Source organism: Pseudomonas fluorescens group sp. (genome assembly GCF_020093335.1).
In the GTDB taxonomy this organism is placed as follows: domain Bacteria; phylum Pseudomonadota; class Gammaproteobacteria; order Pseudomonadales; family Pseudomonadaceae; genus Aquipseudomonas; species Aquipseudomonas petroselini.
In genome coordinates, this window is record NZ_JAIOKW010000008.1 from 26,184 (window position 1) to 38,209 (window position 12,026).

The following is a 12,026-nucleotide window of genomic DNA, read 5'->3' on the forward strand; positions in this document are numbered from 1 at the left end:
CAAGCTCATTGTGTAAAGCTTTTAAAACTCTATCGGTGAAAGCTGATTGTTAAAATCATGGCGGCGTTTTACGTTGTAGAACATCTCAATGTAAACGAACATATCGCTACGAGCATCTTTTCGCGTGCTATAGATTTTTCGCTTGATCCGTTCCCGCTTAAGAAGCTGAAAAAAAAATGTTGGGTTCATGGAGCGCTTATGAAGAAAGGTCGCGCAGGCAACAGCACTTTCGGTTGGCCAGTTCACTTTGCCGGCGCCGCGCGGGTACTGGATTTCAACGCAGATATTTGATGATGCTGCGTGCGAATTTGCTACGGCCAGCTGCATGGGTAACTGAATGAATGCAGGTAGCAGCGCCGTGCTTTTCTGCACTTTCCTACGAATCCATTTGTGTACGAAGTTTGCGTTGAGGCTATGGCTGAGCGCGATGCTGGCAATTGAAGCTCCGGGCTCAACACACTCTTGAATGACCTGGGCTTTTAAGAACTTGGAGTAGAAACGGCGTTGTGGAATGCATGAAATACCCGCTTAAAAGGCTAGAACTGGTGTCCACTTAATTTTAAGTGCACACCATGTCCTGGCCTTGCGGGGCTGGGTAGATGACTTGGCCGGACGCATACATCAAAACGACAAACCAAGCTATTCAAAACAAGCAAACCTTAGGAACTTACCCATTAATCGCTTCAGAGCCGACACTTAAGCTAGCGGACTTGCGCCGATTTCGAGAGTAAAGACCCGCTAAAAGCAAGAACCAAATTGGCATTATAGATAGAGCCTGAGCCGTATCTGGTTCAAGCGCTAATAAGATTAGGATGAAGACGAAGAACAACAGGCACAACCAACTCATGACAATTCCGCAGGGCATCTTAAAATCAGAGCTTTTGTGCAGCTCAGGATTACGCTTACGGTAGATGAGGTACGCAACTACGATCATAGACCATACAAAAATAAACAAGATCGCGGAAATTGTAGTAAGGATAGTGAATGCGGTCATCACTTCAGGGATGATGAACAATAAGCCTAAACCGATGAGCATACACAGGCAGGAAAAAATCAAACCGAAGACAGGCACTGAAGACTTGGAAAGCTTCTGGAATAACTTTGCACCTCGCCCGTTAGCTGACAGACTAAAGAGCATACGGCTTGTGGCGAAAACACCGCTATTTGCCGCTGACATAGCTGACGTGATCACAACCAGATTTATGATCCCAGCAGCTGCTGGAAGACCAGCAAGTATAAACAGCTGAACAAATGGACTTTTATCTGCGGCAATTTCCCCCCAGGACGAGACTGATATAATGCAAGTGAGAGAAAGCACATAGAAGAACAAGACTCGCGCGGGTACCGAGTTGATCGCACGAGGCAGGGTGACCTTCGGATTTTTTGTTTCTGCAGCAGTGGTTCCGATCAACTCAATACCAGCGAATGAAAATACTGCAATTTGAAAACCTGCAAAAAATCCAGTTATCCCATGAGGGAATACAGCACCTTCTTCTAACAAGTGAGAGAGCGATGCGGTAACACCGACGGGTGATACGAAAGATATACTGACCATGATAAAGCCGGTTACGATTAACGCACCGATTGCGACAACTTTAATCAGCGCAAACCAAAACTCCATTTCGCCAAAAAGTCGAACTGCAACCAAATTGATTGACAGTAGGACGGCTAATACACCGAGCGCTGGTATCCAGGTTGGGAGTTCAGGATACCAAAAGCGAAGGTAACCGCCGATAACGGTGCAGTCTGCAATAGCGACGACCACCCAGGTCAACCAATACGACCAACCAATAAAATAACCTGCCCATGGGCCAATGTAGTCGCTACAAAAATCAGTGAACGAGTTGTATTTTAGATTTGAGAGTAGCAACTCCCCCATAGCTCTCATCACAAAAAATAGAAAAAAACCGATAACCGTATACGTCAGTATGATCGAAGTCCCTGAAACACCAATAGTCTTTCCGGAACCCATAAACAGTCCTGTCCCGATAGCGCCGCCTATCGATATTAACTGTATATGACGGTTGCTCAGCCCACGTCGAAGTTCGTCGCCACCTTCAATTTCTACAGTTTTCATAGCTTCGCCTTACGATAGTTGTATTTGTTAGAATTCAGCTTGGCAGTCTTATGCTTTCTTGTGCCCAGACACATGAGTGCCGAGCACGACTCTAATCCGTGAACTCCATGGCGCTTCAATATTTATAGCAATAACAACATCAAGAGAACCAACTGCTCCTTGGATCATAAAAAAGCACTGGACGGGGTGACCAAACCATATCCAATGCTAAAGACCTAACCAGATTATATTTACCCGCTCAATTAAGCTTATTTATACAAATCACCTTTGGTTGCGTCATATCTTCATATGCGAAGCGGACACCCTCTCGCCCTAAGCTCCCATATTTGAAACCACCAAAAGGCATTGCATCAAATCGATAGTCGGATGAGTCGTTAATCATGATTCCACCCGCCTCAATTCGGCGAGCAGCGGACAAGGCTTTGTTCAGGTCGTTGGTGAAAATTCCTGCATGCAAACTGTAGTCTGGCTCATTTGCAAATGCGATGGCTTCATCTAAACCTGTAACAGGCTCCAAAACTACTACCGGAGCAAAAACTTCGTTACACCACAGTAGCGAATTGTGACTTACATTTTCAAGCACTGTAGCAGCGTAACAGGCACCTTCCCGAAGATGTCCACACAACAGTTTTGCACCCTGCTGTAAAGCTTCACCTACTACTTTTTCTGCGTTCATCGCGGCTTGAGCACTGATCATTGGGCCAACATCTGTACTCTCCAACGCTGGGTTGCCAACTACCAGTTTCGAAGATAACGCAACGAAACGTTCGCGAAACTCTTCATAAATGGTCTCCTGGATCAGCAACCTCTGTGCGCCAATGCAGTTTTGTCCAGCAGCCCAGAAGGCACCCGAGACGCATGATTCGACTGCTGCCTCAAGATCGCAATCCTCCAATACGATCACTGGCGCGTTACCGCCCAGATCCATTGCTAGTTTCTTCAAACCGGCACCACGCGCAATGTGCTCGCCTGTTACGAAACCGCCAGTAAAAGAGATCATCCGAACCTCACGGGAGGCAACCAGTGCTTTCCCCAGTTCAGCGCCACCTGTTGCTACTGTGACCACCGATTGTGGCAGCCCGGCCTCAAACAAGTAATCCACCAACTTGATCGCAGATAATGGGGCAAGCTCAGACGGTTTTAGAATCACGGCATTCCCACCCGCGATTGCGGGGCCCAGCTTATGTGCGACCAGGTTCAGCGGATCGTTGTAGGGTGTAATTGCGACAATCAATCCCAACGGTTCCCTGGAAAACCAGCCTTGACGGGATTCGGAACCTTCGTATGCGTCAAAAGGCAGCACCTCACCAGCGTTGCGCCTAGCCTCGTCAGCAGAGAGCCTGAGAGTGTTGACGCATCTTTTGACTTCTTTTTCTGCCTGTTTAACTGTCTTGCCAGCTTCTTGAGTAATCAACTTGGCAAACGATTTTGCATCTCGCTCAATATTTTGCGCAGCCAGCTCAAGTATTTGCGAACGACGATAACGAGGCAGGGCTGCACAGATCTGCACGCCGATTCTGGCCTGTTCAAGAAGCATTTTTACGTCTGCTGCGTGAACCTCTTTTACTGTACCTATAATGCTTCCATCAAAAGGATTGAATACTTCAATTTGGTCACAGACATTTGCAATAGCAAGGTTTGAATTAGCCATCTCTAGTCCTTCCTATTTCTTGTAAGCTGTATGAATATTGATGATATCGGAAAGGAGTGCAAACGCTGTTTCGATTCTTCCTGCGCCTGGCCCCGAGACAGTGACTGCACCCAAGAGCTCGGTATTGAACGAAATTGCGTTAGTGGCACCAGAAATTCCAGCTAGTGGATGTTCGCTGCTCAAAAGCTTCGGCTCAACGGTGCCAGAAACCGAGCCATCAGCGTTGCGTTTAGCAGAGCCAATAAGTTTCCAGTGCGAATTATTTTGACGTGCGTCATCAATATCGTTGGCAGTCAGACCGGAGATTCCGACGCAGCTAACGTCACTAATACTTAGTTTTGCACCAAGCAGTTCGTTCGCGAGAATTACCACCTTCAAACGAACATCGTAGCCTTCAACATCTGCCGTAGGATCCGCTTCGGCATATCCCAGTTTTTGGGCTTCAGCTACAGCTTCAGAAAATGCTAGCCCACTTTCCATACGCGTCAGAACGTAATTAGAGGTGCCGTTGAGAATGCCTTCGAAGCCTACGATTTCACTTCCAGCCAACGACTGCTTAGCGAGCCGAATGACAGGAGTACCGCTCATTACTGATCCTTCATACTCAAAGGCCATATTATTCTTAAGCGATAGCTCTTTGATTGTGGCAGCATGAATGGCGATTGGCCCTTTGTTAGTGGTTACGACATGTTTGCCACCCTCCAGTGCCCAGCGACAGAAGGTGGTCGCAGGCTCACCATCGATAGGGTTGGTAAAAGTCGCTTCCGCAATGATGTCTGCACCCGAATTTTTGATGACCGTTTCGTTAAACGCTTCGACGGTACCACCTGGGATTTGCGCTAGTGCTCCTTTAGTTGCTGGCAAGCTCACCAGCGCACCAGCGTCCAACCCGTCGCGATTGATTACAGAGCCGAGGAAAAGGTCAGTGACACCGACAATTTTCAGGGTAAAACCCAGACTCTCTTTCCAAGACGTATTGCGCTCTGAAATGAGTTGAGCCAAAGCCCGGTTAACACCACCAAAACCTACCAGTGCTATTTTGTATTCCGTCATTTCTTGTTATCTCCGATCCGTTAGGTTAGCTATGGCCCCTAGCTTAGGACGGAGGTGCCGGCAGTAAAATATGCCGAAAAGCATTATTTTTTGAGCGTTTTGACTGTTCCGTCGCCAAAATGGCCAGCCGCAAAGAGCCAGATCCATCGGCTCTTTAGGGTATTCACATCCTTAGATAACGTTCAGCAGAACGAAAGAAGTTATTGTGTTTTCCACGCCTGGCATCGCAGAAATTTCGTTCCAAACTTTGTGTACGCGCTCTGGGCTGGAAGCACCGACACGTACCATCAAGTCATACTCACCACTCATGACTTCACACTGAAGGACTTCCGGCATTTTTCTCAATGCTTCCAGTACTTCTGTCCCACGCATGCGGTCATAGCGATAGACAAACATGACAGCGTTTATGAGTGAAGATGGTGTCTGCCCCTCCGGTCTACGTAAGGTATATCCTTGTATCGCGCCGTCGCGCTCCAGCCTTTCAATGCGTTGGCGTACAGCATTTCTCGATAGGTTAACTTTTATAGCAAGCTCTGCATGGGTAGCCCTGCCATTCAGAGTCAGCTCTGCGATTATGCGTTCATCGAGTGAGTCAAGAACTCGTTTCACTTATTCACCCGCTTATCTACTTTGTTATTTTTCAGATGCTGCTGAGCACTTGATTTATAGTGCCAACGTCGTCTGGGTTTATTCGATACAATCTTAGTGAGCAGCTACTCTGTACAGGCGTTACCTTCGGTATAGGTACGATGCCAAGCTTAGCAAGTAGTATAGCCGACTTTATTGGTGAAACCTCCCCGAGAGTGACCATCGGAGCCACCATGCTGCGTCTATAGAGTCTAGCGGCGAGCACCCCCGTCGCCGTGTGCGGGTCAATTATATAGCCAGTATCGTGATGCATGCTCTTTATCTCCGCTAAGGTTTCTTCATCGCTTACGGAGTAAGAGTCAATAATCATTCGTGCTTGCAGCCATAGCTTATTGTCTATGACCATTTCTCCGTTTTCCTCAAACTCCTCCATCAGCTTACTCACAGCAACGGAATCCTTACCATAGAGCTCCCATAGTAATCGTTCCAGATTTGAAAAAACCGAAAGATCCATTGCAGGAGATAAACTCCTATCAGACTTGATTCTGGAATAATGATTTTTCAAAAACAATTGATGCAAAGCATCATTACGATTGGTAGCAACAATCATTTGAGTGATCGGCAACCCCATTTTCTGCGCAATGTACCCTGCATAAACTTCAGAAAAGCTTGATGCCGGAACACTGAACCCAATAGTTCTTTGCCCCCCACTGAGTTGAAGTGTGGCATAGAAGTAGAAAACCAACTGCGCCATGACATTAACCCAATTACTCGAATTAAAGCTAACTGCCGTGTAATTTGACTGCCAATTTCTAAACAGTTTCGAGACAATCATTTGACAGTCATCAAAGCTCCCATTTACTGCGAAGCGATAAAGGTTAGGATGGTCTGACGCATGCAATCGCATAATCTGCTCATCTGGAGAACCCGATTCTGGAAAAAATGCAACAACAACCGAACTTTGACTATTCTTAAAAGCTTCAATGGCGGCAAGTCCAGTGTCTCCATTCGTCGCCCCTACAATCAGTGCCCGGCGCTTCCGTTTTGCAAGGAAGTACTCCACAAAACGGACTTGCAACTGGGCTGAAAAATCTTTCGAAGAGCGAGTCGGCCCGTGAAACAACTCAAGTACCCATTCATTCCTATCGACCTGTTGTAAGGGCGCAATAGTGCGATGATCGAATTCACTATAAGCATCTTTAAGAAGCTGCTTTAGATCCTCTTCTGGGATCGTCTGACCAACGAATGGCTTTATAACTCGAAAAGCCAGTTCGTCATAGGTGAGCATCGACCAATTCGCTATCTCCTGAGCACTAAACTCCGGTGGAGCACTTGGCATATACAATCCACCATCCTCAGCGACTCCAGATAGTACAACCGTTTCAAAGTCAGCCTTGGTAGCAGAATTGCGGCTACTTACGTATTGCATTATTAACTCCACCTACTGTTTTTGAATGCTAACCTATCTGATTTTGGGCTTATCTTGAGGGAGCATTTCGTCCGCTTCGATCGCCTTAGCCGACCCGCTGCTAGTAGCTTACCCCAACGTTCCAAAGACTCACTACGATGCAGGGAAGATGCTGGACAGAAGCGATTCCTCCGCACTGTACCCTTTGGAACCTGGCGCTTGAATACTAGATTAGGACGTGTCTCAAACTTAACAAATATAGCGCTTCGCTTTATTTTATGGTCGATCTGACCAATTTTGATCGATTTGACATAAAAAACTTCAAATACTAGTGCAAATTGTAATTATGGGATTAGCTGTCTGATCCAATATATCTCATTTATCAGCACCAGCTCGTAAGCTTAGCCAGCTGGTCATGCTGGCAGCCATGTAATGAAAAAAATCCCTTGAACAGACTGTGTGAAAACGCACTTGAGACCAGCACAACAAACGCCCCTACTAGTGCGGGGCGTTTGTTTTTGTGCGGACGACAAACGAAAACGCCCTTCAGTCTATTAGCGCCATCAATTGGCGGGCCCCGATTACACTAATTGCACGTTTTAGGTTGTAGGCATTCACTGCCAAGGCGATTTCCGCTCTCGCTCCCTCCAGTTGACGCAACAGGAAGCGAGAGTCGCCAAACACCCATTCAGGTTGCCGAAGGGGTGCTCAACGTTGGATCTTCGGTTGGCCATTATATGCGGCTGGGCCAGCACTATTGCTCCATTCGCTCAACGCTTCCTCATTGGCATGGTGTGAGACGTAGCTGCGCTGAGCGCCAGTGATTGAGATTTGAGTGGGCAGGTAGCACAGTCGTTGCATCTGCCTGTTAGATCCGATCGCCCTTGTCGCGCTGTTTGAGCTATCACCACTTGCACTGCGGTAAAACCGGACGAAGGCCCGGCACGTCGCCTCAAAGGCGAGTTTATTGTTTTTACGAAAGTCGGCGATGTTCTTGACGTCGGGCTTAAGCCGGTTAATCAATCACATCACTTCGATGTTGCGCAGGCACTCGGCTTTGAGACGCTGCGATGAGCGAATCCGGCGAAACTAGCCGTAGAGGCAGAGTTTGAGCTGGTCGGCACGATCATAAGAGGGGTGCCCCGTGCTTTTGGCCAGCGTTTTATCAAAGCCCAGTTGAACCAGATCCAACTTTGATGTGTAGATCGTTTGGCGTCTGCCGTGAAGCGGTGCTGGCTCAGCAGGTCATCCACGCCGATGAACGCCGGTGCAGATGCTGGCACCTGGCAAGCAGAAAACGCTGAGAGCTTGTGTCTTTGCCTACTGCAACATGCCGCTCTCGGCGTTCAAAGCCGTGGTCTATGACTTCAGCCCCAGCCTTGCTGGTGAGCACGCGCCCAATTATATAGGCTTGTGGAACGGCAAGTTGGTGTGAGACGACCATCGGGGCTCTACTTGCCAAGCTGCGAGAGTTGATCAAGACCAACAAAACAATACGGCAGGCTAACTTGATAGGTTTGTTCAACCCGGTTCTACGAGGCTGGGCGAACTATCACAGTCATGTCGTCACCAAGAAGATCTTCAACCCTGGGGCTTGGGACTAGTAGCCGGCGCACTGATCGCACGACAGGTCGCAAAGCGGCTGCCCAAGGTTCATTTTGGCTACCTCATCGCCTCCGGATACATGGGCTACTTGTTATGGACCCAGGGCTTGTCCAGCTCCATCGCCCTGGCTAACACCGATACCAACAGCCCTATTAACGTCATTTATCAACTGACCGGCATGACGTTCCCTTTCAGCCTCACGATTTTCCAGCCCTACAGCTGGATTTCCGCTGCTTCACGCATTGCGGAGTGTCTAAACATTATCACGGCGCCCACGCCCGAGCTAAAACCATGAGGCATGAACCAGCGCCTCGCCTGATAAGAAACCAGGAAGATTCGCAACGTTAGGTTACAATATCGGCTCCAGCCTGCCCCCCAGGGGCCGATATCACTGTTGGCAAGGAACTTTTCGCGTGTCTGCTTGCGTCTGTTGGATGCTGCGGCAGTGTTGTTCGACAAGGCGTTCCGATATCTGACCCGTATCCCGGCTCAACGCGTTCATCAACAGATCTGCGAATATTTCTCTGTCCCTTCCGCTGAAGACTGTCCCGGTATCCGAATCCCATGGGGTGATGAATTCGGTCCGATGATTGAGGACGGCGTTCGTTGTGCGGAGAGCTGGCTTGACGATTCATCACTACCGCTATGGTGGGCACTGGCGCAGAACCGAAAACGTCATTGTCTAGGGGACTCTCTGGAAGCTTTTGAGGCCGGTTTTCTGCTGTGTTTGCAGCAGAGTCTGATCAACTTTCGTGAAGCCGCTGCATCCCGACCAACCAGTTTTGATGCTTAAGGTTGTATTTGACGTTTGAGATCTGAATTAACCGCTCAGGCCACTAGACGTTGATTGTTCGGGTGTATGCATCGCGGGATGCCACCTGCAGATTTAACAGCAGGCACCAAGGCCGAAAACACTGGGCATCTCGCCCGCAGCGGCCGGAAAGGCGAGAAACATCGGTGCTCAGCGAGCTACCATCCCAGCGGCTTGTTCGGTAGCCTCCGTAGTACGCGTTGCGAGTTTACGAACCTCGTCAGCCACGACAGCGAAACCGCGCCCAGCCTCTCCTGCGCGCGCAGCCTCAATAGCCGCATTTAGGGCCAGGAGATTTGTCTGACTTGCGATGCCCTGTATCGTACCTACAATTTGCGACAACTGGGCGATGTTGGTTTCCAAAGTCCGCTGATGCCTAACCTCTGCGTCTCTCAACTCTTTCTGCTCGTGCTGCAGATGGACGTCCACGAGAGCGCCAACCACGTGAAGTGGAGAGCCAAGCGGATCGCGCCGGGTCTGACCGCGACCCCTGAACCAACGATAATCGCCACTTTTCATCTTCAACCGATACTCGATGTCGAATGGAGTCTTTCCTGACTTATCATTCAAGTGAGCAACGAAAGCGTTGAGGCTTCGGTCTTTATCATCCGGATGCAGCCTAGAAACCCAGCTATCCAAAACATCTGGAAACTCTTCAACAGTTTCAAAGCCGAGCAGTCTTCGGAACTGAGGCGACCACCAGAAGGGGTTTTGTGCATTCACAGGATCTCCGGCGATCACTTCCATATCCCACAATCCATCGGAGAGCATTTCTCTAGCAAGTTCAAACCTGGTGATGATGACGTCGTGTTCCTGATCACGTTCCAACTGATCATGAATATCCCTTAGCGAGCCAGCTACTCGGATCGGAGTTCCTCGCTCGTCACGAAGTGTTTCACCTTGAGCGTGGAACCATCGATAGGAACCGTTCTTCATTGCGAGCCGGTACCTTATCTTATATGGCGTGTTCCCGGACTTGTCGTTGAGATGACGAGCAAAGGCGTCGAGTGTACCCTGCTTGTCCTGTGGATGAATGCGATCCGCCCAACTGGCCAAGACATTTGGGAAATCACGTTCGTCACTAAACCCCAAAAGGTTTCGAAATTGCGACGACCACCAAAAGCTGTTCTTCGGATTAACGGGGTCGCCAGCAACAACATCCATGTCCCAAAGGCCCTCACTAGCAGCCCGATTCACTAAGTCGAATCTGATTTCATGGGCTAAGGCAGAAGCTGTTGACTCGCGAAGTAATTCACGAGCAGCTTCAAGCTCGTATTCAAGTTGGCTAATGCGCGATTGGGACTCACGATTTGATGATTCGAGAAACTCCCAGGCATCAAGGATTGATGGGGCCTCTTTGCAACCGTTGACCTGAGGTACCTTCCCGCTCCTGATAGCAGCTATTAACTGCTGAAGGGCAAAACGGTCACGACGCAAGAATGGAAAAGGGGGCATGGTATGAGACTCAATAAACGTTACGGGCACATTGATAAGGGGCAAGGTAAAACAAAACGATCGCAGCCTATGGCTGTTCCTACGTTGGAACGCGTACGCCTGAGGCTGCCGAAGGCTGCGATCTTTTCAGGGTTTAGAAGTAATACCCAATGTTCATGTACAACTGGTTTTCCCACTGGTTGCTGCCACCTGCCCCCAGACTCTGGGTGTAGCTGCTGCCACCGATGTACGGATCGTTCTTACCGTATAGCCACTCCGTGGCGATCCACAGTTTGCTGACGGAGAACGATGTGCCGAAAATCATCCGCTGCGAGGTCTTGAAGTCGTCGTCGGATTTGTCGAAGGCGCTGTAGTTGGCGTACAGCTTCACGCCGCTGATCTGATCGAACAGGTACTTGCCGCCAACGTCGTAGCTCACGTCCGCCACGTAAAGGTTGCCGCGACTGGCGACGTTGAAGGTGCCGTCGAAGCCGCCGAGGGTCACCAGTTCATCGGTGCCGGGATTGCGCGGGGACATCTGCTGCCGCGCCGCTTGCAGTTGCACGCCCCATGGACCGTTCTTGCCGATGTAGTGCACGGCCACGGCATTGCGCCGGCCGTCGTTGTTGGTGTCCTGGTTCTCCAGGGTCGAGGTCAGGCCGGAGATCCCGACTTCGGATTTCCACGGCCCCAGGTCCAGCGCCTTGGCCACCCGCAGCACCACCGTATTGCGCTCCTGGTTGTTGCTGCCATCGGCGACGTAGCTGTCGGCTTCAGACACCACGCTGGAGTAAGTATCACCCTTGCTGGTGCCTTTACCCTGCCATGCAGGGCGCAGGTAGTAGCCGGCCTGGATGTTCCAGTCGCCACTTTGCTGAATGTACTTGGCACCGATTTCTGACAGGTCTTCCAAGCCCACGACGTTGCCGAGGGTCTCGAAGAAGGTGCTGCCGAAGTATGGCTGCAAACCGAACGGCACCTGATTCAGGCCGACCTGGACCTGCTGGTCGGGGTTGAACTTGTAGCCGATCCACGCCGATTCGGCGAACTGGATGTCACCGACATTCTTTGTGTACTGATAAGGATAGGCCCGCCCATAGAAGCGATATTTGGCCGCTCCGATCCAGGTGTCAGAATTAAACTTGGCGCTGAGAAACGCGGTGTCGAAGTTGAACTTCTGGATGTCACGATCCGGGTCATAATCCCAGCGCGCACGGACCGCGCCGCCGAGGTCAAGGTTGTCGGTCACCTGAACCGCCATGGCCGGTGCCGCAAAAGCGCCGAGCAGCGGAATTAGAGCAATGGAACGGATAGCACGAGGGGTGGTTGTGCGCACAGTGATACTCCCGATTTTCTGATTATTGTTGGGAACAGCAGCCCGGGCCGCAGCGAACGCTGC

General features: G+C 49.9%; 9 protein-coding genes and 6 pseudogenes. 4 read left to right on the top strand and 11 right to left on the bottom strand.

Annotated elements, in window-relative coordinates; genetic code table 11:
- Positions 1 to 21 precede the first annotated feature (21 nt).
- The 8 genes and pseudogenes from K7431_RS11265 to K7431_RS11300 form a co-directional block, all read right to left on the bottom strand.
- Positions 22 to 174 (bottom strand): annotated as a pseudogene (locus K7431_RS11265) (IS3 family transposase); the annotation flags it as partial.
- Between the two features lie 258 nt (positions 175 to 432).
- A pseudogene (locus K7431_RS31105) lies at positions 433 to 522 on the bottom strand (hypothetical protein); the annotation flags it as partial.
- A gap of 145 nt (positions 523 to 667) precedes the next feature.
- A complete protein-coding gene (locus K7431_RS11275; protein WP_012723262.1) occupies positions 668 to 2,077 on the bottom strand; it encodes an amino acid permease in 1,410 nt (469 codons plus the stop codon).
- Positions 2,078 to 2,315: 238 nt separating this feature from the next.
- Complete coding sequence (locus K7431_RS11280; RefSeq protein WP_012723261.1) at positions 2,316 to 3,728, bottom strand: aldehyde dehydrogenase family protein; 1,413 nt, start codon at positions 3,726 to 3,728, stop codon at positions 2,316 to 2,318.
- 12 nt (positions 3,729 to 3,740) lie between these two features.
- The gene (locus K7431_RS11285) at positions 3,741 to 4,781 is read right to left on the bottom strand and encodes a homoserine dehydrogenase (protein ID WP_012723260.1); all 1,041 of its coding nucleotides are present in this window, start codon (positions 4,779 to 4,781) and stop codon (positions 3,741 to 3,743) included.
- Between the two features lie 171 nt (positions 4,782 to 4,952).
- Positions 4,953 to 5,390 (bottom strand): Lrp/AsnC family transcriptional regulator, encoded by a 438-nt coding sequence (locus tag K7431_RS11290; protein WP_012723259.1) that lies wholly within the window; start codon positions 5,388 to 5,390, stop codon positions 4,953 to 4,955.
- Between the two features lie 31 nt (positions 5,391 to 5,421).
- A complete protein-coding gene (gene thrC / locus K7431_RS11295) occupies positions 5,422 to 6,798 on the bottom strand; it encodes a threonine synthase (RefSeq protein ID WP_012723258.1) in 1,377 nt (458 codons plus the stop codon).
- 525 nt (positions 6,799 to 7,323) lie between these two features.
- Positions 7,324 to 7,983: pseudogene (locus K7431_RS11300) on the bottom strand (transposase); the annotation flags it as partial.
- 14 nt (positions 7,984 to 7,997) lie between these two features.
- Here K7431_RS11300 and K7431_RS11305 point away from each other — a divergent pair.
- The 4 genes and pseudogenes from K7431_RS11305 to K7431_RS11320 form a co-directional block, all read left to right on the top strand.
- Positions 7,998 to 8,209, top strand: a pseudogene (locus K7431_RS11305) (IS66 family transposase); the annotation flags it as partial.
- Between the two features lie 10 nt (positions 8,210 to 8,219).
- On the top strand, positions 8,220 to 8,381 hold the full coding sequence (locus K7431_RS11310; RefSeq protein ID WP_224299424.1) for a group II intron maturase-specific domain-containing protein: 162 nt from the start codon (positions 8,220 to 8,222) through the stop codon (positions 8,379 to 8,381).
- On the top strand, positions 8,372 to 8,677 hold the full coding sequence (locus K7431_RS11315) for a TIGR00366 family protein (RefSeq protein WP_043205095.1): 306 nt from the start codon (positions 8,372 to 8,374) through the stop codon (positions 8,675 to 8,677). Before K7431_RS11310 ends, K7431_RS11315 begins: the two co-directional genes overlap by 10 nt.
- A 126-nt stretch (positions 8,678 to 8,803) precedes the next feature.
- Positions 8,804 to 9,175, top strand: coding sequence for a LasR-specific antiactivator QslA (locus tag K7431_RS11320; RefSeq protein WP_158309468.1), 372 nt, complete (start codon positions 8,804 to 8,806; stop codon positions 9,173 to 9,175).
- Between the two features lie 177 nt (positions 9,176 to 9,352).
- Here K7431_RS11320 and K7431_RS11325 read toward each other — a convergent pair.
- The 3 genes and pseudogenes from K7431_RS11325 to K7431_RS11335 all read right to left on the bottom strand — a co-directional run.
- A pseudogene (locus K7431_RS11325) lies at positions 9,353 to 9,637 on the bottom strand (methyl-accepting chemotaxis protein); the annotation flags it as partial.
- A pseudogene (locus K7431_RS11330) lies at positions 9,638 to 10,648 on the bottom strand (PAS domain-containing protein); the annotation flags it as partial.
- Positions 10,649 to 10,781: 133 nt separating this feature from the next.
- Positions 10,782 to 11,963, bottom strand: a complete 1,182-nt coding sequence (locus K7431_RS11335; RefSeq protein ID WP_012723254.1) for a hypothetical protein — start codon at positions 11,961 to 11,963, stop codon at positions 10,782 to 10,784.
- Positions 11,964 to 12,026 lie beyond the last annotated feature (63 nt).